Source organism: Azospirillum mesophilum (assembly GCF_053470405.2).
In genome coordinates, this window is the sequence record NZ_JBPXMQ020000046.1 from 12,317 (window position 1) to 31,881 (window position 19,565).

Here is a 19,565-nt window from a genome sequence, read left to right on the forward strand (position 1 = left end):
CGCTCCAAAGAAAAAGGCGCAGCCTCGGCTGCGCCTTTTTCTTTTGCGAAAGTGTCGGAGGTCAGGCGCCCGGCTCATTGGCGTTCGGGAAGAACAGCGACTGGCCTTCGATGGTGCAATTGGCGATGGCCTGCTGGCCTTCCGCCGAGACCAGCCAGTCCACGAAGGCCTGCCCGTCGGCCGCCTTGATGTGGGCGAACTTGGCCGGGTTCACCAGCATCACGCCATACTGGTTGAACAGGCGCTTGTCGCCCTGCACCAGGACGTCCAGGTCGCCGCGGTTCTTGAAGCTGAGCCACGTCCCGCGATCGGCCAGCGCGTAGCCGCCGACGGCCGAGGCGGTGTTCAGCGTCGCGCCCATGCCCTGGCCGATGGAGCGGTACCAGCCGCCGCCGGCCGCCGGGTCGATGCCGGCGGTCTTCCACAGGGCCTGCTCCGCCTTGTGGGTGCCGCTGTCGTCGCCGCGCGAGACGAAGGGGGCCTTGCTGTCGGCGATGCTCTTCAGCGCGGCGGCCACGTCCTTGCTGCCCTTGACGTGGGCCGGGTCGGCCTTCGGTCCGATGATGACGAAGTCGTTGTACATCACCGGCTTGCGTTCGGTGCTGAAGCCTTCGGCGACGAACTTCTCCTCCGACGGCTTGTGGTGGACGAACAGCACGTCGGCATCGCCGCGCTTGGCGAGGTCGATAGCCTGCCCGGTGCCCTTGGCGACCACGCGCACCTCGATGCCGGTCTTCTGCGTAAATTTCGGCAGGATGACCTTGAACAGGCCGGAATCCTCGGTCGAGGTGGTGGAGGCCACGGTGATGAACCGCTCGTCCGCCGCCCGCGACGGCTGACCAAAACCCAGCACCAGAGCCGCCGCGGCGGCGCATCCCAACACGAACGAACGACGCAACATCGGAACAGTCCCCTCCGGATTTTCCGCCCGCGTTGGCCGCAGGCTCGCGCCAACTATGCGGAATTTCCGGAAGTCCTGCAAATTTTACGGCATCGCACTTTCGGGGGAGATCACGCCGGCGCGGCCTCCCGCGCCAGGGCGGCGGCGAGGTTCACGGCCAGCGACAGCCCCATCAGAATGACGCCGAGCCCGAGCGCCAGCGGCAGGTCACCCTTGCTGGTTTCCAGCGCGATGGCGGTGGTCATGACGCGGGTAACATGCTCGATGTTGCCGCCGACGATCATGACCGCTCCGACCTCGGCCGACGCGCGGCCGAAGCCGGCCAGGATGATCGTCAGCAGGCTGCGCCGCCCCTCCGACAGCAGGGTCGTCAGCCGGCGCAGCCAGCCGGCGCCCATGACGCGCAGCAGGTCGTCGTACTCGACCAGCAGATCCTCGACCGTCTGGCGGGTGAGGGCGGCGACGATGGGGACGATCAGCACCGTCTGCGCCGCGACCATGGCGGTCGGGGTGAAGAGCAGCCCCAGCACCCCCAGCGGGCCGGAACGCGACAGGATCAGGTAGACGATCAGCCCGACCACCACCGGCGGCAGCCCCATCGCGGTGTTCAGCAGCAGCGCCACCGCGCGCCGGCCGGGAAAGCGGAAGGCCGCCACCGCCGCCCCCAGCGGCAGGCCGATCAGCGCCGACAGGACGACGGCGGTCAGGCTGACGCGCAGCGACAGCCCGACGATCTGCACCAGATCGGGGTCGAGCGCGGCGATCAGCCGGAAGGCGGTGGCGAAGGCCTCGCCGAACTCATGCATCGTTTCCACCTTGCGGAAGAGAGACATCCCGCGCTTGCGGCGCCGGCCGATCCTCCCCACTCTTTCGAACATGGATCTTTCGGAATTCACCATAAAGCCGGACCCGGCAAATCCCAAGCTGACCGAACGCGTCTCCGGCCTGGACCAGGACGGGCGCCCGGTCGAAGCCTCGGTCACCGTCGAGCGGCCGCTGACGCTGTACCTGAACGGGCAGGAGATCGTCACCATGATGACGATCGGCGACTATCCCGAGTATCTGGCTGTGGGATACCTGCTGAACCAGAACATGCTGAAGCGGGACGACCGCATCACGGGCATCGACCACGACGAGGAGATCGACACCGTCGTCGTCCGCACCGAGCGCGCCACGAATTACGAAGAAAAGCTCAAGAAGAAGACGCTGACCTCCGGCTGCGCCCAGGGCACCGCCTTCGGCGACGTGATGGAGACCTTCGAGTCGGTCCGGCTGAACCCCGACGCGCGGCTGAAGACCTCCTGGATCTACGCGCTGTCGAAGAAGATCAACCTGACCCCCAGCCTCTATCTGGAGGCCGGCGCGATCCACGGCTGCGTGCTGTGCCAGGAAGACCGGCCGCTGATCTACATGGAGGACGTCGGCCGCCACAACGCCGTGGACAAGGTCGCCGGCTACATGCACCTGCACGGCGTGTCGCCGGAGGACAAAATCTTCTACACGACCGGACGCCTGACCTCCGAAATGGTCATCAAGACCGTGCAGATGGGCATTCCGATCCTGCTCTCCCGCTCCGGCTTTACCGCTTGGGGGGTGGAACTGGGGCGGCAGGCGAACCTGACCATGGTGGGCCGGGCGAAGGGCAAGCGCTTCCTGGCGCTGGCGGGAACCGACCGTTTGGTGTTCGATGCGGATCCCGCCTCCGTCGGCGACGAGGGCGGACGCCACCAACGCAAGGGAAGCCGGGACGATGACTAGCGCGATCGCGGGGGTGCTGCTGGCCGGTGGGCTGTCGCGCCGCATGGGCGGTGGGGACAAGAGCCTGCGGGCGCTCGGCGGGCGCACGATCCTGGAGCGCATCGTCGCCACCGCCCGCCCGCAGGTCGGGCCGCTGGTGCTGAACGCCAACGGCGACCCGGCGCGCTTCGCCGCCTTTGGGCTGCCGGTCGCGGCGGACGTGGTGGAGGGCTACGCCGGGCCGCTGGCGGGCGTGCTGACCGGGCTGGAGTGGGCCAGGACCAACGCGCCGGACTGCCCGTGGGTGGCGAGCTTCGCGACCGACGCGCCCTTCATCCCCGGCGACCTCGTGGCCCGGCTGGTCGCGGCGGTGGAGCGCGAGGGCGCCGACCTCGCCTGCGCGCGGTCGGACGGGCAGGAGCATCCGGTGTTCGGCCTGTGGCCGGTCCGGCTCGCCGACGACCTCCGCCGCGCCATGGTGGAGGAGGACATCCGCAAGGTGGACGTCTGGACCGGGCGCTACCGCCTGGCGATCGCCGACTTCGCGACGGACCCGGTCGACCCCTTCTTCAACACCAACCGGCCCGAGGATCTGGAGGAGGCGGAGCGGCTGCTGGCTGCTGGTCTGGTTGCCTGACCGGCCCGGCTTGTGGTTCAACCTCGTTTCCAGGGAGGATGGGCCGATGAGCGACACGCTGAACCGAACCGAGACGATGCCGGTGGGCATCGTGCTGGAGCGCCGCAAGAGCGCCAGCCCATGGGTGGACTGGGTCTGGAATCCCGTCTCCGTCATTCCCGGCGCGCCGCCGGTCGAGGGCGACTGGCGCCTGCTGCGGGAAGGGGAGGGCTGGGCGCAGTTCCACGCCGCGACGCTGCCGCTGGAACTCTTCCGAACCGACACCGAAGGCTACAAGCTGAACCTGTCGCAGGAGCCGCCGCGCCTGTGGGTCGTGCTGCGCCCCGATGAAGGCGGGGAGGCGGGGGCCGTCGTACCCTTCCACGTCACCGCCTCCGCCCACGAAAGCGAGGCCTATCAGGTCAGCGGTGTCGAGGTCGTCGAAACCGTGCCGATGCCGCCGGAGGTGGTCGCGCTCGTCCGCGACTTCACGGAGCAGCACCATGTGGACGTCCCCTTCGTGAAGCGCGAGCGGAAAAGGCATTTTTGAACGGCTTTTGCCCCCTCCCTAACCCTCCCCCGCCTGCGGCGGGAGAGGGGACTGCCGCCGCTTCGCCGTAAACTCCCTCTCCTGCGAAGCGGGGGAGGGAAGGGGCCCGCGGCGCAGCCGTGGGAAGGGTGGGGGCAACCGCGACCGGACTTGAGCACACCATGACCGACGAAACCTTCCTCTCCCGCTGGTCGCGCCTGAAGCGGAAACTGGCGCAGCCTGCCCCGGAGTCTGTAGCGGAGGAACCACCCCCGCAGCCCCCAGGCCCGTTGCCGGAAGAAGCCCCATCCCCCGAGTCGGCCGAAGCGGACGATCCGCTGAAAGATCTGCCGCCGGTGGAGGAGTTGACGCGCGAGTCCGACTTCACCCCGTTTCTGCGCGCGGAGGTTCCGGAGGACCTGCACCGGCAGGCCCTGCGCAAGCTTTGGACCTCCGATCCCGTTTTCGCCAACGACGACGGGCTGAAAGACTACGCCGATGACTACACGGGGATGTTCAACCTGCCCGAGCCGGTCAAGACTCTTTACCGTGTTGGAAAGGGCTTCATAAACCTGACCGAAGAGCCGCTGGTGGCCAGCGAAGACAACAACTCCGACGTGCAAGATGAGCCGGGCGACTTGGCCGGTCGTCCGGGTGGCGATGTGACAAACAAAGCATAACGCCATACAATATAAGCCTTTTCTCACGGAAAAGTCCCGTCAACGTTTGTTGACAAATTCCGCAATTCCGCCCTTTAATAGCTCAAGCCTTGCAAGTAAGTCCCTGTTTCCATGGGGCTTTTCGCAGGTGCAATATAAGGTTGATGGTTGGGGGCGTCTTGGGCGCCAGCCCAGGACGTCGTGACGCATCAACGGGCGAGCCGGAAGGCTGCCTGAAGAAAGATCGTGCGCGACGTTCGGGGCTTGGCGTGTCCCCGCATGTCGTTTGGGAGGGATGAGCGCCGTGTCCATGGCCGGTGATCACGATCCGTCGGCACTGCCGGCGGAGGAATTGCAGCGGGCGCAGGTCTACGCTCTGCTGGCGCGCCTGCTGGCGCGGCCGCCGGGCGCGGAGTTCCTGGCCGCGCTGGCCGAACTGGACGGCGACGGCAGTCCCTTCGGGCAGGCCTGGGGCCGGCTGGGACAGGCCGCGCGCAGCACCGACGCCGCCGCGGTGGAAGAGGAGTTCAACACCCTCTTCATCGGCGTCGGCGGCGGCATCCTGTCCCCTTACGCCTCCTACTACCTGACCGGCTTCCTGCACGAAAAGCCGCTGGCCGAGCTGCGCGACGACATGGCGCGCCTGGGCATCGCGCGCGCCGACGACGTGAAGGAGCCCGAGGACCACATGGCCGCGCTGGCGGAGATGATGGCGGGGCTGATCACCGGAGCCTTCGGTGAACCGGCCGCCCTCGCCGAGCAGCGGCGCTTTTTCGACCGTCACATCGGGTCCTGGGCCGGGCGCTTCTTCGCCGACCTGGAGACCACGCCATCCGCTGCCTTCTACGGCGCGGTCGGCACGCTGGGCCGCCGCTTCCTGGAGGTCGAGGCGCAAGCCTTCGACATGGCGGCGTGAGGAACAATGAACATCGGGAAACGCGGGTGCGTCGGGCTGAAGGGGTGAGGAACATGTGGGACAAAAAGGATAAGGGCACTCTCGCGCGGCGCGACCTGTTCCGCGCGGCTGGCCTGGGCGTCGGCGCGCTGGGCGCGGTCGCCGCTGGGGTCACTGTCGGCACCGAACCGGCCGAGGCCGCCGATGCGGCGAACGCCGCCAGCCAGGGCTACCGCGAGACCGACCATGTGCGGACGGTCTACGAGCTGAGCCGCTTCTAAGAGGAACCGCCCCATGCTGACGAAGAAAAAGGCGGCCGCGGCCGGTGGCCGGCAGCTCGCGAAGATGGTCTCCGGCTTGACCGGTAACACCGTCGACCGTCGTTCGTTCCTCCGTGCCTCCGGCATCGCCGCCGGTGGCGCCGCCGTCGCCGCCACCCTGCCGCTGGGCATGGTGAAGAAGGCCGAGGCGACCACCCCCGCAGCCCCCGCCGGCGCGCCGGTGAAGCTGGTCAAAAACATCTGCACCCACTGCTCGGTCGGCTGCACCGTCACCGCCGAGGTGCAGAACGGCGTGTGGATCGGCCAGGAGCCGAGCCTCGACAGCCCGATCAACCTGGGCGCCCACTGCGCCAAGGGTGCCGCGGTGCGCGAGCACGCCCACGGCGACCGCCGCCTGCGCTATCCGATGAAGATGGTGGACGGCAAGTGGACCCGGATTTCCTGGGATCAGGCGATCCAGGAGGTCGGCGACAAGCTGCTGTCCATCCGCGAGAAGTCCGGCCCGGATTCCGTCTTCTGGCTCGGCTCCGCCAAGCACAGCAACGAGCAAGCTTATCTGTTCCGCAAGTTCGCCGCCTTCTGGGGCACGAACAACGTCGACCATCAGGCGCGCATCTGCCATTCCACCACCGTCGCCGGCGTGGCGAACGTGTGGGGCTACGGCGCCATGACGAACAGCTACAACGACATCCAGAAGTCGCGCGCGCTGTTCTTCATCGGCTCCAACGCGGCCGAGGCGCACCCCGTCGCCATGCTCCACATCCTGAAGGCGAAGGAGCAGAACAACGCCCCGCTGATCGTCGCCGATCCGCGCTTCACCCGCACCGCCGCCAAGGCGAACGAGTACATCCGCTTCCGCCCCGGCACCGACGTGGCCCTGATCTGGGGCATCCTCTGGCACGTTCTGGAGAACGGCTGGGAGGACAAGGACTACATCGCCAAGCGCGTCTACGGCTTCGACGACATCCGCGCCGAGGTCGCCAAGTGGACGCCGGAGGAGGTGGAGCGGGTCACCGGCGTTCCGGGCGCGCAGCTTAAGCGCGTCGCCCGCACGCTGGCGACCAACCGTCCGGGCACGCTGGTCTGGTGCATGGGCGGCACGCAGCACCACATCGGCAACAACAACACCCGCGCCTACTGCGTGCTCCAGCTGGCGCTGGGCAACGTCGGCGTGTCGGGCGGCGGCACCAACATCTTCCGCGGCCACGACAACGTGCAGGGTGCCACGGACTTCGGCGTCACGTCGGACTCGCTGCCGGGCTATTACGGGCTGGCGGAGGGCGCGTGGCGCCATTGGGCGCGCGTCTGGGACGTGTCCTATGACGAGGTTCTCGCCCGCTTCAAGGACAAGAAGCTGATGGAGGCCACCGGCATCCCGGTGTCCCGCTGGTTCGACGGCGTCCTGGAAGCCAAGGAGAACATGGACCAGCCCGAGGCGATCAAGGGCATGGTCTTCTGGGGTCACGCCCCAAACAGCCAGACCCGCCTTCCCGACCTGAAGAAGGCGATGGAGAAGCTGGAACTGCTGGTCGTCGTCGACCCGTTCCCGACCATGACCGCCGTCCTGTCGGACCGGAAGGACAATTTCTACCTGCTGCCCGCCGCCACGCAGTTCGAAACCACCGGGTCGCGCACCGCGTCCAACCGGTCGGTGCAGTGGTGCGACAAGATCATGGAGCCGCTCTTCGAAGCGAAGACGGACCATGAGATCATGTACCTGTTCGCGAAGAAGTTCGGCTTCGCCGAGCCGATGTTCAAGCACATCAAGGTCAACGGCACCGAGCCGGTGATCGAGGACATCACGCGGGAATGGAACCGTGGCATGTGGTCGGTCGGCTACACCGGCCAGTCGCCGGAGCGTCTGAAGCTGCACATGCAGCATCAGGGGACCTTCGACAAGACCACGCTGCGCGCCGTGGGCGGCCCGTGCGACGGCGACTATTACGGCCTGCCGTGGCCCTGCTGGGGCACGCCGGAGATGAAGCATCCGGGCACGGCCAACCTGTACGACACCTCCCTGCCGGTGGCCGAGGGCGGCGGCGCCTTCCGCGCCCGCTTCGGCGTCGAGTACAAGGGCGCCAACCTGCTGGCCGAGAACTCCTACCCCGTGGGGTCGGAGGTGAAGGACGGCTATCCGGAAGTCACCTTCGCCATGCTGGAGAAGCTGGGCTGGGCCGGCGACTTCACCGAGGCGGAGATGGCCGTCATCAGGAAGATCGGCGGCGAAAAGATCGGTGCCGTCTCCTGGACGACCGATCTGTCCGGCGGCATCCAGCGCGTGGCGATCAAGCATGGCCTGAACCCGGCCGGCAACGCCAAGGCGCGCTGCGTCGCCTGGAACTTCCCGGACCCGGTGCCCGTGCACCGCGAACCGCTCTACACTCCGCGCCGCGACCTCGTGGCGAGCTACCCGACCTACAAGGACACCAAGTCCTGGCGCCTGCCGACGCTCTACAAGTCGATCCAGGACCGCGACGTGTCGAAGGAATACCCGATCATCCTGACCTCCGGCCGTCTGGTCGAATACGAGGGCGGCGGCGACGAGACCCGGTCGAACCCGTGGCTGGCCGAGCTGCAGCAGGACATGTTCGTGGAGATCAACCCCTTCGACGCCAACAACGCCGGCATCAAGGACGGCGCCATGGTCTGGGTCGAGGGCGCGGAGAAGGGCCGGGTGCGGGTCAAGGCGATGGTGACGGAGCGCGTCGGGCGCGGCGTGGCCTTCATGCCCTTCCACTTCGGCGGCCATTTCCAGGGCCAGGACCTGCGGTCCAAGTACCCGCAGGGCGCCGACCCGGTCGTGCTGGGCGAGGCGGCGAACACCGCCACGACCTACGGCTATGACTCGGTCACGCAGATGCAGGAAACCAAGACCACCCTCTGCCGGATCACGGCGGCCTGATACGGACGGAGACGATCACCATGGCCCGCATGAAATTCCTCTGCGACACGGACCGCTGCATCGAATGCAACGCCTGCGTCACCGCCTGCAAGAACGAGCACGAGGTGCCCTGGGGCATCAACCGCCGGCGCGTCGTCACCATCAACGACGGCAAGCCGGGTGAGCGGTCGATCTCCGTCGCCTGCATGCATTGCTCCGACGCGCCGTGCAAGGCCGTCTGCCCGGTCGACTGCTTCTATCAGACCGAGCAGGGCGTGGTCCTGCACAACAAGGACCTGTGCATCGGCTGTGGCTATTGCTTCTACGCCTGCCCGTTCGGCGCGCCCCAGTACCCGCAGGCCGGCAACTTCGGCACGCGCGGCAAGATGGACAAGTGCACCTTCTGCTCCGGCGGTCCCGAGGCCGCCAATTCGGAGGCGGAGTACAAGAAGTACGGCCGCAACCGTCTGGCCGAGGGCAAGCTGCCGCTCTGTGCGGAGATGTGCTCGACCAAGGCGCTGCTGGCCGGCGACGCGGACAAGGTGTCCGACATCTACCGCGAGCGCGTCGTCGCCCGCGGCTACGGCTCGGGCGCCTGGGGCTGGGGCACCGCCTATCAGGCCAAAGCGGGGTCATGACCATGACCCCCGCGCTGATCCGCCGCTTTGCCGGCCTGATGCTGTTGACGCTGACCCTGCTGCTGGGGAACGTCGCGCCCGGCTCGGCGCAGGAAGCCGCGCCGGCCCAGGCCCAGGCGCAAGTCCCGTCGAAGGCCGACTACTGGCGCGGCATCCGGCAGGGGGAGCAGGGGCTCGTCTCCATCCCCAACAAGCGGGCCGGCGTGCTGGTCCAGGCGGAAGGGGAGGTGTGGCGCACCCTGCGCAACGGCCCGCTGTCCAGCTACGGCGGGTACGTGCTGGGCGGCATCCTGGGCCTGCTGGTGCTGTTCTTCCTGGTGCGCGGCCGCATCCGCATCGACGGCGCCAGGACCGGCCGCACCATCCAGCGCTTCAACGCCTTCGAGCGCGGGGTGCACTGGCTGACCGCCGGCAGCTTCGTCGTTCTGGCGGTCACCGGGCTGAACGTCCTCTACGGGCGCCACACGATCCTGCCGCTGTTGGGACCGGACGTCTTCGCCGCGATGACCAGCTACGGCAAGTTCGCCCACAACTACCTGGGCTTCGCCTTCATCGTCGGGGTGGTGCTGGTCTTCCTGATGTGGGTGCGGCACAACATCCCGGAGCGCAACGACATCACCTGGGCGCTGAAGGCCGGCGGCCTGTTCAGCAAGGGCGTGCACCCGTCGGCGAAGAAGTTCAACGCCGGCCAGAAGGTGATCTTCTGGGCGACAGTGCTGGGCGGTGCTGCGCTGGGCTTCACCGGGGTGCAGCTGGTCTTCCCCTTCACCTTCGGGACGACGGCGGACTTGCAGCTGTACCAGCTCATCCACTCCGCCGTGGCGGTGCTGCTGATCGCGATCGTCATCGCGCACATCTACATCGGCTCCGTCGGCATGGAGGGTGCCTTCGACGCCATGGGCAGCGGCGAGGTCGAACTGCAATGGGCGCGCGAGCACCATTCGCTGTGGGTCGAGGAGGTGACGGGCGAGCGCCCCGGCCATCACCCCGGTCACAATGGCGGCCATCACGGCGGCCGCCACCACGCCCCCGCCGAGTGAGGTCACCGTGAGCATGCGTTCGCTGATCGCCGGGTTGCTGCTGGCCGGAGCCGTGACCGGCCCGGCCGCCGCCCAGAGCCCCGGCAAAAGCGCCGACCAGATCAAGCAGATGGTCGAGCAGACCTACAACGTGCAGGTTCTGCGCGTGACGGAGGTCGCGCTGGAGGACGGCACGCCCGCCTATCGGGTCGCCGCCATGATGCCGGCCACGGCCGGCAACTCGGCCTTTCTGGTCAACCAGATGACGGTGGACGCGATGACCGGTACGCCGGTCGCGCCGTTCCGCCATCAGGTGTCCGGCTACACGCTGCCCGAGGGCGGCTCCTACGAGCCTAACCGGACGACGCTCAACCCCGCCGTCGCGCGCGGGAACACCTGGAGATAACGGCACTCCGGGCGCCGACGCCTGTTACCCATCGGCCGGTGGCGTTCAAGCCGCCGGCTTGTTGGGAGGGGCGTAGGCGATGGGAACGGGAAGCCGCGCGTTGACGTCGCCGATGCGGTTGCTCATTTCGTCAAGCCGCCCCCGCACCTCACCCCGGAATTCGGCGATTTCTCTTTCAAGCACCCGGACGCGGCTATCGAGCTGGCGGGTGCTTTCGTCCTGCCGCCGAGCCAGTTCGATCAGCAGGTCGATTTTCGACAACAGTTCCGAATCGCGTTCCGGGGGCATCGCTCGCTCCTTGAGCACACGCTTGGATGATAGTGCAAAATCCATCAGCCCGTACAGCGCCAAGTTGTCGGCGGTGGTTGTGGCCGTCCTCGTCTCCTTCCCGCTCCAAGCGGCCGACCTGATCGGGCATGGCGCCATGGTGAACGCCGTGGCCGTGTCCCCCGACGGCGCGCGCGCCCTGACGGGCAGTTGGGACTACTCCGCCATCCTATGGGACTTGGCCTCGGGCAAGCAACTGGCGTCTCTGCGCGAGCACACGGCCGGCGTGAACGCCGTCGCCTTTCTGCCCGACGGCAAACGGGGGCTGACGGCCAGCCGCGACACGACCATCAAGCTGTGGGATTTGGAGAGCGGGACGCTCCTGCACAGCTACGAGGGACACACGGCGAACGTGGTAGGGCTGGCGGTCGCGCCGGGCGGACGGCTGTTCGCCTCGGCCGGCTGGGACCCCGCCGTGAAGGTGTGGGAGGTCGACAGCGGCGCCCTGGTTCGCACGCTGGAGGGACACACGGGCAACGTCAACGCCGTCGCCTTCGCGCCGGACGGGCGCCGCTTGGTCTCGGCCGGCTACGATTTCCGGGTACGCGTCTGGGACACGACCACATGGCGGGAGTTGTCCGTGCTGGAAGGACACGAGGGCAGCGTGAACGCGCTGGCGATCGCGCCGGACGGGCGGCTCGCGGCAACGGCCTCCAGCGACGAGACGGTGCGGCTGTGGGACCTGGAGACGGGAAAGCCGGTCCGAACGCTCTACGGGCACACGGGCTTCGTGACCTCCGTCGCTTTCGCACCGGATGGGCAGACGCTGCTGTCCGGCGGGGGAGGGGACCAGCGCGTGCGGCTGTGGGACGTGGCCAGCGGCCGGCAGCTTGCGGCCCTCCATGGGCACGATAAGCCGGTGTGGGCGGTGACCTTCACGCCCGACGGGCGCGGCGCGCTGTCGGCGGGCTATGACGGGGTGGTCCGCCATTGGGATGTGGCCGCGCAGCTCGCCCACGCGCCCGGCGGCCCCTCCGGCGACCCTTGACAGTTGGGGCGCGCCCGTGGCCCGCTCCGCTTCCCCGCCGAACCGGAGACGCGCCGCGATGATCCTCCTTCCGCACGAGACCCAGCGCCAAGCCATCGTCGAGACCTGCCGGGCCATGAACCGGTCGGGCGTCAACCAGGGGGCGTCGGGCAACCTGTCGGTGCGGGTGGAGGGCGGTTTCCTCATCACCCCCAGCAGCCTTCCCTACGATGAGATGACGGCGGCCGACGTGGTTGAGATGGGCTTCGACGGCACCTATCTGGGCAGCCGCCGCCCCTCGTCCGAATGGCGCTTCCACCGCGACATCCTGAAGGCGCGGCCGGACGTGGAGGTGGTGCTGCACGCGCACCCGACCTTCGCCACCGCCCTGGCCGTGCACGGGCGTGGTATCCCGAGCTTCCACTACATGGTCGCGATGGCCGGCGGCGATTCGATCCGCTGCGCGCCCTACGCCACCTTCGGGACGCAGGAGCTGTCCGACCACGCCGTGACCGCGCTGGAGGGGCGGATGGCCTGCCTGCTCGCCCACCATGGCATGATCGTGCTGGGCACATCGGTAAAGGCGGCGCTGGCGCTGGCGGTCGAGGTGGAGTCGTTGGCCCGCCAGTACCTTTACGCCCACCTGCTCGGCACCCCGCCGATCCTGCCGCCCGACGAGATCGAGCGTGTGGCCGAGAAGATGCGCCGCATGAAGTACGGCCAGTCGCCGGACGAGAACGCGGTGCCGGAGGACACCGTCCGGCCTCGGGACGTGTGAGGGGTCAGCGCTCCGCCACGGTCAACAGCGGCCGTTTGGCGGACGGATCGACGATTTCCACCTGAAGGGGGCGATCCTCTTCCGGCGGGTGATAGTAGGCGGGCAGCGACAGCGTGATGCGTGTGCCCTTGCCGGGCTCGCTCGCCACCTCGATGTCGCCGCCGAGCATGGCGGCGTAATGGCCGACCAGCGTCAGGCCGAGCCCGGCGCCCCGGCGCTTGCCGTTGGCGCCGGTCGCGGCGCCGCCGCCCTGGACGAAGGGCTGGAACAGGCGGCCGGTCTGCGCGGGCGGGAAGCCGGCGCCGGTGTCCGCCACGGTGTAGCGCAGCCACTGGGTGCCGTCGCGCTCGAACCGTTCGGCGGAAAGGGTCACGGTGCCGCCGTGGGTGAACTTGCAGGCGTTGTCGAGCAGGTTGAGCAGCGCCTGACGGACCTTGGTGAAATCCGAATACATCTGGCCCAGCGCCGCGTCGGCCTTGACCGTCACGCCGTTGCCGTTGAGGTCGGCCACCGGCAGCACGCGCTCCCGCACCTCCACCAGCAGGCGGTTCACGTCGAAGTCCTGAAGGACCACGTCCATGGTGCCGGCCTCGATCTTGGCGTAGTCGAGGATGGCGTCCACCAGGGTGACGAGCTGCTCGCCACTCCACTGGATCTGCTCGACCTCGGTCGCCAGTTCGCCGACGCCCAGCCGGTGCAGCTCGCTCATCAGGGACTGGCTGGTGGTCACGATGTCGCTGAGCGGACCGTGCAACTCGTGTCCCATGTTCACGAGGAAATTGGTCTTGGAGAGGTTGGCGGCGTCGGCCCGCTCCTTCTCGCGCAGGAGCTTGCCGTGCGTCTCCGCCGACTCCTGCTTCAGCCGCTCCATCTCCGCGGTGTTGTCACGCAGGATCCCCACCGCGCGGGCCATGGTGGCGATCTCGTCGCGACCGGTGGCGGCGGGCAGGGCGATGTCCGTCTTGCCGACGGCGAGCGCGGTGACGGCGTCGGCCATGGCGTTGACCGGCCGGCTGACGCTGCGGTTGACGATCCACATGACCACCAGGCCGATGCCGATCACCACCAGCCCGACCCAGAAAGCGATCTTCACGTAGCGCCAAGCCTGGGCGGCGATGCCGCCGCGCAGGTCAGCCGCGACGGCGTCGTTGCGCTGGCGCACCTCCGTGGCGTGCGCCGCGACGGCGGCGGCGTTCGGTGTCAGGGTGTTGGCGCGCAGTTCGTCTTCTTCGACCAGCGCCTTTTCGATCTGGTCGAGCACGTTGCCGACTTGGCCCAGCGTCGCCGTTACCTCATCGATGGTCTGGCGCGTGCCGGGCACCCACAGGTAGCGGTTCATCTCCGCCAGCCGGTTGCGCGCCTCGCCCAGTTCGGCGCGCATGCGCAGGGCGTCACGGTCGTCCCGCCGCTCGATGAAGCGCGACAGGTTGTCCTGCATCATCAGGATGGAGACGGTCGCGTCGCTGGCCAAAGCGGCGGAATCGACGCCGCCGGCGTCCTTCAGCTTGCCGAGGCCCTGCCGGATCAGCGTGGTCTGCGGCTCCAGAACGTCGTCGGTGAGCCGGGCGCGTTCGGCGCGCAGGGCGACCAGCTTCTCGAAGCCACCCCAATAGGCGTCCAGCGCGCGGCGCGCCTCCTCCACCGACCGGCGGTCCGCCGGGGTGCCGACCGCCGACGACAGCATGGTCAGCTTGTCGAGCACGCCGTCGCGGCGCAGGCCGGCGTCGAACAGGCTTTGCTGGTCGCCCGTGGCGAGGTGGTCGCGTACGGCGACCTCCAGGTCGCGAAGCCCGATGTCGAGGTCGGCCGCCGCCTGGGACGCGTCGGCGTAGCTGGAGAATGTGCCGACCTCGCGCGTCACGCCGTAGAGCGAGACGACGCCGATCAGCGCCACCAGCAGGACCAGCGCAAAGGCGATTCCGAAGCCGAGGCCGATCCGGGTGGCGATCGTCAGATCACGCAGTCGGGACAGGTCGCCGAGGCGAGTCACACCGCTGAGTCGCGGGAGTTCGCCGAACCGGGGCAGGGTGCCGTTCCGCTTCACGCCAACTCCCGTACGCGCTGTCGTTCGTAGGACAAGAGATCCGGCCGAGATGCTGCGGGCCGGTCAAGGCCCGCCGTTGTCACAACCCTACCGTGGGCACGGTCGGGCGGCGCGGATTGTAGCTTGGCGCGCCCGGGGCGCAAACAGACAAGTGCGAATAATCGGCTGCGAATAATCGGCCGGCGCCAATCAGGAATCCGCAGCGCCGTGGAAGGCGTAGGCGTGCATGCCGATGCTGCCGTGTTCGAACCCGGCGTGCAGCCGTTCGGTCCGCACCGCCTCCCCGGCCGCCCCGAACGCGACCGGTAGGGGCAGGAAATGCTCGTCGGTGGGGTGGGCGAGGCGCGCCTCCGGGCAGCGGACCTTCCACAAGGCCACCGAGTCGGCATCGCCGACGGTGAGCACGCCGTCCAGCCAATCGGCGAAGCCCTTGGCCCAGGGCGCCTCCGTCCGTTCACCGAAACGGAAATCGCCGAGGTTGTGCACGGCCCCGCCGCTGCCGAGGATCAGCACCCCCTCGCGCCGCAGCGGCGCCAGCGCGCGCCCGAGCGCGATGTGGTCGGCCGCGCTGCGACCCGGCATCACGGAGAGCTGGGCGACGGGAATATCCGCGTCCGGGTACATCAGCATCAGCGGCACCCAGGCGCCATGGTCGAGCCCCTGGCTGGGATCGATGGCGGCTCCGGTCAGCGCCCGCACCCGGTCGGCCAACGCGGCCGGGATGCCGGGGGCGGAATAGTGCAAGGTGTAGAGCTTGCGCGGGAAGCCGTAGAAGTCGTGGATGGTTTCCGGATGCTCGGCACCGCTGATGGCGGGCGCGTGGGTTGTCCAGTGCGCGGACACCGCGATCACCGCGCTCGGCTTGCCGAGCCGCTTGCCCAACCCCGCCAGGAAGTCACGGCCGGGCGAGTCCTCAATGATGAGGGTCGGGGCCCCGTGGGAGACGAAGACACTGGGAAACGGGGCGCTGGGGAAGGGGAGGGTGGTCATGGCGATGCTCCGGGTTGCGTCCGGTCAAATGGGCGCATAGTTCAAATGGGCATTCGACCAAAGAAAAACCCCGGCGCCAAGGCCGGGGTTTTTCGAAACTCCGTTGCTGGGACAGCAACGATGCCGGAACAGCAATGCTCAGTGCAGGTGCTTCGGCAGTTCGGCGATCGCCTGATCGATCAGCTTGTCCGCCTGGGCCGGCTGGATGCCGGATTCCAGGATGCGGCGGCTGGCCGTCACGGCGACGTCGACCGTCAGGTTGCGGACCTCCGCCAGCGCCGCAGCTTCCGCCTGGGCGATGCGGTCCATGGCCTGGGTCTCGCGGCGCTTGAGCGACGCTTCGAGGTCAGTACCGGCCTGCGTGCGGAGGCGCGCGGCCTCCTCGCGGGCGTGGGAGAGGACAGCCTCGGCTTCCTTCAGCGCGTCGGCCTGACGGCGCTGATAGTTGGCGAGCAGGGCCTGCGCGTCCTCACGCAGGCGCTGGGCCTCGTCCAGTTCCGCCCGGATCTTCTCGGCGCGGGCGTCGAGAAGACCGTTGATGGCGGCGGCAGCCTTCTTCCACACCAGGACGACGAAGATGAGGAAGGCAATGGCAACCCAGAATTCAGGGGCTTTCAGCATCACCGACGCTCCTCGATCACGGCGGCGACAGCCGCATCGGCGGAAGCCGCGTCGACGTCCACACCGGCCAGGCGGCCGGCAACGTCACGGGCGATGTCGGCGGCGACCGAACGGACGTTGGCGAGAGCCTGGTCCTTGGCCGCGGCGATGTTCGCCTCGGCGGTGCGCAGACGCTCGGCGATGTCGGCGTTCAGCTTGGCCTGACGGGCCTGGTTGTTCGAGTCGATCTCGGCCGCGACCTGACCGATGAGGGTCTGGGCCTGGGTGCGGGCCTCGGCGAGGGACTTCTCGACCTGGGCCAGAACGGCTTCGGCCTCCTCCTTGAGCGAGGCGGCCTTGCTGAGGTCGCGCGAAATGCGCTCCTGGCGCTCCTCCAGCACCTCCGCCACGCGCGGCAGAGCCTTCTTGGACAGAAGGTAGTAGAGGGCGATGAAAGTCAGCGCCAGCCAGAAGATCTGGGTGGGGAAGGTGGCGGGATTGAGCTGCGGCAGGCCGCCGGCATGCTCGCCGCCATGCGCGGCGGCGTCCGGTGCGTGCTCCGCCGTCGCCGCCAGGACGTTGCCGGCGAGCACGGTCAGAGTGGCGAGCGAGGCGCCCGCAACACCCGACCAGCGGACCAGCCGTCGCTTGGCCAACAGGTTCGGCATGGATCGGTCCCCCTAGGCAAGAATGCGGCGCCGAAACTTCGAGAGCCCGGCGCCGCGTCAGAGCGAATGTTTGAGGTCCGCTCGGGCCTTAGGCGAACAGGATCAGGAAGGCGATCAGCAGCGCGAAGAGCGCGACGGCTTCGGTCAGCGCGAAGCCCAGAATGCCGATCGGGAAGACCTTCGGCTGAACGGCCGGGTTGCGGGCGATCGAGCCGATCAGGGTCGAGAAGATGTTGCCGATACCCATGCCGACGCCGGCGAGGGCGATAACGGCCAGACCGGCACCGACGAACTTGGCGGCTTCAGCTTCCATGGTACTCATTCCTCTAGGTAAGGGTGAACTGAGAGAAAAAGGTGAACTATGCAGTCCGTTTCAGTGCCGGTGCTTAGTGCAGTTCCAGCGCGTCGCGGATGTACAGGCAGGTCAGGATCGAGAAGACGTAGGCTTGCAGGAACGCGACCAGGAACTCGAAGCCGGTCAGCGCGATGTTGATCGCGATCGGCACGAGACCGGCCAGGAAGCCGATGGCGCCGAGGCCGCTGATCATCAGAACCGTGAAGCCCGCGAACACCTTCAGCATCGTGTGACCGGCCATCATGTTGGCGAACAGTCGGATCGACAGGCTGACGGGGCGCATCAGGTAGGAGATCACCTCGATCGGGATCAGGATCGGGGCGAGCGCGACCGGCGCACCGTGCGGCATGAAGAAGCTGAAGAAGTGCAGGCCGTGCTTCAGCAGAGCCAGGATGGTCACGAACACGAACACCGTCGCCGCCAGCGTGAAGGTCACGATGATGTGGCTGGTGAAGGTGAAGGTGTAGGGGATCATGCCGATCAGGTTGCCGAACAGCACGAACATGAAGATCGCGAAGACGAACGGGAAGTACGGACGGGCGTCGTGCCCGGCGTTGTCCCGAACCATGTTCGCGACGAATTCGTAAAACATCTCGGCAACCGACTGGAGGCGGCCCGGAACCAGGGCGCGGCCAGCCATGCCGAAGACGAGCAGCGCGTAGATCAGCGCCACCGCCACGACCATGAACAACGCCGAGTTCGTGAAGGACACGTCATACCCGGCGATCACGATCTGGAGGATCGGGTTGATCTGGAACTGGTGCAGCGGATCCAAGGTCGTCCTCGCTCAGTGTGCGTCGCCGTTAGGGCGCTCGTTGTCATCCTCACGGGTCCGGCTATAGCCGGGGGCGATTCCGAGCCCGGTGATGGCCCGGTAGACATTCAGAATTCCGGCCGCAGCGCCCAGGAAGAACATGACGATCAGTCCCCAGGGCGCCGTTCCGAGCCAGCGGTCGAGCAGAAGCCCGCCACCGACGCCGACGATCATGGCCGCGACCAGCTCGGTCCCGATGCGAAAGGCGATGGCGAGCGGCCCCTGCGGAATCCGGTGGTATCTGCCGGGTCCCGTGTCGGATGCCTGCCCTTCACGCGCCTTCCTCAGTCGGGCTTCAAGCTCTTCCAGAGAAGGTGGGGGCTTCTCGTCGCTCATGTCGCTTCGTGGTCCCCCGTTGGCTCGCAGCCACGCGAAAGCGGCGAGACCATACGGACAGGGCTCAACCCTGTCAAGTCGCAAAACCCATAATCCAAGTGCTTGAAAAGAAAACGAAACCGCGCCCAAGCTCTGGTATTACCGCACTGCGGTGTCCGAAGGGGCGCGCGTGAGGGCTCAGCCGGCGATGCGGGTGCCCAGGTCCTGGGCCAGCCGGTCGGCGGTCGTGCCGGCCGGATAGACCCCGAGGAAACGGCCGTCCGGACCCATCAGGTAAAGAAAACTGGAGTGATCCATCAAGTATTCGTCGGGCTTTCCGCCTTGCTGCGGCGCCTTGGCGTAGTAAACCCGATAGGCCTTGGCCGCGGCCTTCACCTGCTCCGGCGTCCCCGTCAGGCCGACGAGGCGCGGGTGGAAGAGGGCGACATACTCCTTCAGATGCGCCACCGTGTCGCGCTCCGGATCGACGGAGATGAACAGCGGCTGCACATGCTCCGCCTGCTGGCCCAGAAGATCGAGCGCGCGGGCCATGGTGCCCAGTTCGGTCGGGCAGACGTCCGGGCAATAGGTGTAGCCGAAATAGATCAGCAGGAACTTGCCGCGGTAGTCGGCGTCGGTGACCGTCTTGCCGTCCTGGTCGGTCAGCGTGAACGGCCCGCCGATGGGGACGCTGCTCTGCACTGTGTTCCCGGCGTGGTCGACCTGCCACCAAGCGATGCCGGCGGCGATCAGGAGCCCCACGACGGAGGCGGCGGCGATGCGGAGGATTCGGGCCTTCATGATGGCCTGGAATGGGATGCCGGGCGGCCGAGGTCAAGAGGGAAAACAGGTCAAGAGGGAAAGTCGGCCGGGGGCGCTCAGGGACTCCAACTGGCTGGCGGCGGACGGGTGGCACGCCGCCAGACCGTCCAGCGCCAAAACGCCGTCGCCGCCATGCTGAACAGCACGATGGCGAGGGCGGCGGAGTCGGGGAGATCCTCGAAAGCGATCCCGGCGACGACAGCGGCGAGGAGGCCCGCTAGCCCGCCGCTCAGCGCCCAGCGCAGGCCGGGAATCTCCAGGATCAGGTCGAACAGGACCTCGACGATGATGCGCCCGATGGCTTCGAGGATGACCTGGATCAC

Annotated in this window: 24 protein-coding genes; 12 read left to right on the plus strand and 12 right to left on the minus strand. The window is 67.9% G+C overall.

Annotated elements, in window-relative coordinates:
* Nucleotides 1-61: 61 nt before the first annotated feature.
* On the minus strand, nt 62-901 hold the full coding sequence (locus ACSVC7_RS27775; protein WP_448207685.1) for an ABC transporter substrate-binding protein: 840 nt from the start codon (nt 899-901) through the stop codon (nt 62-64).
* Between the two features lie 110 nt (nt 902-1,011).
* Nucleotides 1,012-1,707, minus strand: a complete 696-nt coding sequence (locus ACSVC7_RS27780; RefSeq protein ID WP_483508909.1) for an ABC transporter permease — start codon at nt 1,705-1,707, stop codon at nt 1,012-1,014.
* 70 nt (nt 1,708-1,777) lie between these two features.
* On the opposite strand from ACSVC7_RS27780, the gene fdhD reads away from it, so the two are divergent.
* The 10 genes from fdhD to ACSVC7_RS27830 all read left to right on the plus strand — a co-directional run bounded on the left by fdhD (nt 1,778) and on the right by ACSVC7_RS27830 (nt 10,562).
* A complete protein-coding gene (fdhD, locus tag ACSVC7_RS27785) occupies nt 1,778-2,659 on the plus strand; it encodes a formate dehydrogenase accessory sulfurtransferase FdhD (protein WP_448207687.1) in 882 nt (293 codons plus the stop codon).
* Nucleotides 2,652-3,275: a molybdenum cofactor guanylyltransferase MobA gene (gene mobA / locus ACSVC7_RS27790; RefSeq protein WP_448207688.1), complete on the plus strand. Its 624-nt coding sequence runs from the start codon at nt 2,652-2,654 to the stop codon at nt 3,273-3,275. The genes fdhD and mobA overlap by 8 nt, the downstream gene beginning before the upstream one ends.
* A 46-nt stretch (nt 3,276-3,321) precedes the next feature.
* Nucleotides 3,322-3,804, plus strand: a complete 483-nt coding sequence (locus ACSVC7_RS27795; RefSeq protein WP_448207689.1) for a DUF3305 domain-containing protein — start codon at nt 3,322-3,324, stop codon at nt 3,802-3,804.
* Nucleotides 3,805-3,965: 161 nt separating this feature from the next.
* Entirely contained in the window at nt 3,966-4,463 is a 498-nt protein-coding gene (locus ACSVC7_RS27800; protein ID WP_448207690.1) for a DUF3306 domain-containing protein, read from the plus strand.
* A 283-nt stretch (nt 4,464-4,746) separates the two neighbouring features.
* Nucleotides 4,747-5,358, plus strand: a complete 612-nt coding sequence (locus ACSVC7_RS27805) for a TorD/DmsD family molecular chaperone (RefSeq protein WP_448207691.1) — start codon at nt 4,747-4,749, stop codon at nt 5,356-5,358.
* 53 nt (nt 5,359-5,411) lie between these two features.
* Nucleotides 5,412-5,618, plus strand: a complete 207-nt coding sequence (locus ACSVC7_RS27810) for a formate dehydrogenase (RefSeq protein ID WP_448207692.1) — start codon at nt 5,412-5,414, stop codon at nt 5,616-5,618.
* 13 nt (nt 5,619-5,631) lie between these two features.
* On the plus strand, nt 5,632-8,520 hold the full coding sequence (locus tag ACSVC7_RS27815) for a formate dehydrogenase subunit alpha (RefSeq protein WP_448207693.1): 2,889 nt from the start codon (nt 5,632-5,634) through the stop codon (nt 8,518-8,520).
* A 20-nt stretch (nt 8,521-8,540) separates the two neighbouring features.
* Nucleotides 8,541-9,137 carry a formate dehydrogenase FDH3 subunit beta gene (gene fdh3B, locus ACSVC7_RS27820; RefSeq protein ID WP_448207694.1) on the plus strand — a complete coding sequence of 199 codons (597 nt, stop codon included), beginning with the start codon at nt 8,541-8,543 and terminating at the stop codon, nt 9,135-9,137.
* Nucleotides 9,134-10,177, plus strand: coding sequence for a formate dehydrogenase subunit gamma (locus ACSVC7_RS27825; protein WP_448207695.1), 1,044 nt, complete (start codon nt 9,134-9,136; stop codon nt 10,175-10,177). Before fdh3B ends, ACSVC7_RS27825 begins: the two co-directional genes overlap by 4 nt.
* Nucleotides 10,178-10,184: 7 nt before the next feature.
* Nucleotides 10,185-10,562 (plus strand): hypothetical protein, encoded by a 378-nt coding sequence (locus tag ACSVC7_RS27830; protein WP_448207696.1) that lies wholly within the window; start codon nt 10,185-10,187, stop codon nt 10,560-10,562.
* 45 nt (nt 10,563-10,607) lie between these two features.
* Here ACSVC7_RS27830 and ACSVC7_RS27835 read toward each other — a convergent pair whose 3' ends face one another.
* Entirely contained in the window at nt 10,608-10,850 is a 243-nt protein-coding gene (locus tag ACSVC7_RS27835) for a hypothetical protein (protein WP_448207697.1), read from the minus strand.
* A gap of 22 nt (nt 10,851-10,872) precedes the next feature.
* On the opposite strand from ACSVC7_RS27835, the gene ACSVC7_RS27840 reads away from it, so the two are divergent.
* Nucleotides 10,873-11,877, plus strand: a complete 1,005-nt coding sequence (locus ACSVC7_RS27840) for a WD40 repeat domain-containing protein (protein WP_448207698.1) — start codon at nt 10,873-10,875, stop codon at nt 11,875-11,877.
* A gap of 58 nt (nt 11,878-11,935) precedes the next feature.
* A complete protein-coding gene (locus tag ACSVC7_RS27845; protein ID WP_448207699.1) occupies nt 11,936-12,634 on the plus strand; it encodes a class II aldolase/adducin family protein in 699 nt (232 codons plus the stop codon).
* Nucleotides 12,635-12,638: 4 nt separating this feature from the next.
* Here the strand turns inward: ACSVC7_RS27845 and ACSVC7_RS27850 are convergent, their stop codons facing one another.
* The 9 genes from ACSVC7_RS27850 to ACSVC7_RS27890 all read right to left on the minus strand — a co-directional run bounded on the left by ACSVC7_RS27850 (nt 12,639) and on the right by ACSVC7_RS27890 (nt 19,565).
* Nucleotides 12,639-14,678: a sensor histidine kinase gene (locus tag ACSVC7_RS27850; RefSeq protein ID WP_448207700.1), complete on the minus strand. Its 2,040-nt coding sequence runs from the start codon at nt 14,676-14,678 to the stop codon at nt 12,639-12,641.
* Between the two features lie 189 nt (nt 14,679-14,867).
* Nucleotides 14,868-15,668 (minus strand): DODA-type extradiol aromatic ring-opening family dioxygenase, encoded by an 801-nt coding sequence (locus ACSVC7_RS27855; protein ID WP_448207701.1) that lies wholly within the window; start codon nt 15,666-15,668, stop codon nt 14,868-14,870.
* A 138-nt stretch (nt 15,669-15,806) separates the two neighbouring features.
* Nucleotides 15,807-16,289 (minus strand): F0F1 ATP synthase subunit B family protein, encoded by a 483-nt coding sequence (locus ACSVC7_RS27860; RefSeq protein ID WP_448207702.1) that lies wholly within the window; start codon nt 16,287-16,289, stop codon nt 15,807-15,809.
* On the minus strand, nt 16,289-16,936 hold the full coding sequence (locus ACSVC7_RS27865; protein ID WP_448207703.1) for a F0F1 ATP synthase subunit B family protein: 648 nt from the start codon (nt 16,934-16,936) through the stop codon (nt 16,289-16,291). The genes ACSVC7_RS27860 and ACSVC7_RS27865 overlap by 1 nt, the downstream gene beginning before the upstream one ends.
* A gap of 88 nt (nt 16,937-17,024) precedes the next feature.
* Nucleotides 17,025-17,249: an ATP synthase subunit C family protein gene (locus ACSVC7_RS27870; protein ID WP_109120341.1), complete on the minus strand. Its 225-nt coding sequence runs from the start codon at nt 17,247-17,249 to the stop codon at nt 17,025-17,027.
* Between the two features lie 73 nt (nt 17,250-17,322).
* Nucleotides 17,323-18,066 (minus strand): F0F1 ATP synthase subunit A, encoded by a 744-nt coding sequence (locus tag ACSVC7_RS27875; RefSeq protein WP_448207704.1) that lies wholly within the window; start codon nt 18,064-18,066, stop codon nt 17,323-17,325.
* Between the two features lie 12 nt (nt 18,067-18,078).
* Nucleotides 18,079-18,441, minus strand: coding sequence for an AtpZ/AtpI family protein (locus ACSVC7_RS27880; RefSeq protein ID WP_448207705.1), 363 nt, complete (start codon nt 18,439-18,441; stop codon nt 18,079-18,081).
* Between the two features lie 177 nt (nt 18,442-18,618).
* Nucleotides 18,619-19,221, minus strand: a complete 603-nt coding sequence (locus ACSVC7_RS27885) for an SCO family protein (RefSeq protein WP_448207706.1) — start codon at nt 19,219-19,221, stop codon at nt 18,619-18,621.
* A 77-nt stretch (nt 19,222-19,298) separates the two neighbouring features.
* The gene (locus ACSVC7_RS27890) at nt 19,299-19,565 is read right to left on the minus strand and encodes a hypothetical protein (protein ID WP_448207707.1); all 267 of its coding nucleotides are present in this window, start codon (nt 19,563-19,565) and stop codon (nt 19,299-19,301) included.

Bases quoted from the DNA above. Each gene is read 5' to 3' on its own strand.
- ACSVC7_RS27825 (WP_448207695.1), top strand. From the start codon at position 9,134: ATGACCATGACCCCCGCGCTGATCCGCCGCTTTGCCGGCCTGATGCTG.
- fdh3B (WP_448207694.1), top strand. From the start codon at position 8,541: ATGGCCCGCATGAAATTCCTCTGCGACACGGACCGCTGCATCGAATGC.
- ACSVC7_RS27795 (WP_448207689.1), top strand. From the start codon at position 3,322: ATGAGCGACACGCTGAACCGAACCGAGACGATGCCGGTGGGCATCGTG.
- ACSVC7_RS27870 (WP_109120341.1), bottom strand. From the start codon at position 17,249: ATGGAAGCTGAAGCCGCCAAGTTCGTCGGTGCCGGTCTGGCCGTTATC.
- ACSVC7_RS27885 (WP_448207706.1), bottom strand. From the start codon at position 19,221: ATGAAGGCCCGAATCCTCCGCATCGCCGCCGCCTCCGTCGTGGGGCTC.
- ACSVC7_RS27810 (WP_448207692.1), top strand. From the start codon at position 5,412: ATGTGGGACAAAAAGGATAAGGGCACTCTCGCGCGGCGCGACCTGTTC.
- ACSVC7_RS27780 (WP_483508909.1), bottom strand. From the start codon at position 1,707: ATGCATGAGTTCGGCGAGGCCTTCGCCACCGCCTTCCGGCTGATCGCC.
- ACSVC7_RS27880 (WP_448207705.1), bottom strand. From the start codon at position 18,441: ATGAGCGACGAGAAGCCCCCACCTTCTCTGGAAGAGCTTGAAGCCCGA.
- ACSVC7_RS27845 (WP_448207699.1), top strand. From the start codon at position 11,936: ATGATCCTCCTTCCGCACGAGACCCAGCGCCAAGCCATCGTCGAGACC.
- ACSVC7_RS27775 (WP_448207685.1), bottom strand. From the start codon at position 901: ATGTTGCGTCGTTCGTTCGTGTTGGGATGCGCCGCCGCGGCGGCTCTG.
- ACSVC7_RS27855 (WP_448207701.1), bottom strand. From the start codon at position 15,668: ATGACCACCCTCCCCTTCCCCAGCGCCCCGTTTCCCAGTGTCTTCGTC.
- fdhD (WP_448207687.1), top strand. From the start codon at position 1,778: ATGGATCTTTCGGAATTCACCATAAAGCCGGACCCGGCAAATCCCAAG.
- ACSVC7_RS27815 (WP_448207693.1), top strand. From the start codon at position 5,632: ATGCTGACGAAGAAAAAGGCGGCCGCGGCCGGTGGCCGGCAGCTCGCG.
- ACSVC7_RS27835 (WP_448207697.1), bottom strand. From the start codon at position 10,850: ATGCCCCCGGAACGCGATTCGGAACTGTTGTCGAAAATCGACCTGCTG.
- ACSVC7_RS27865 (WP_448207703.1), bottom strand. From the start codon at position 16,936: ATGCCGAACCTGTTGGCCAAGCGACGGCTGGTCCGCTGGTCGGGTGTT.
- ACSVC7_RS27800 (WP_448207690.1), top strand. From the start codon at position 3,966: ATGACCGACGAAACCTTCCTCTCCCGCTGGTCGCGCCTGAAGCGGAAA.
- mobA (WP_448207688.1), top strand. From the start codon at position 2,652: ATGACTAGCGCGATCGCGGGGGTGCTGCTGGCCGGTGGGCTGTCGCGC.
- ACSVC7_RS27860 (WP_448207702.1), bottom strand. From the start codon at position 16,289: ATGCTGAAAGCCCCTGAATTCTGGGTTGCCATTGCCTTCCTCATCTTC.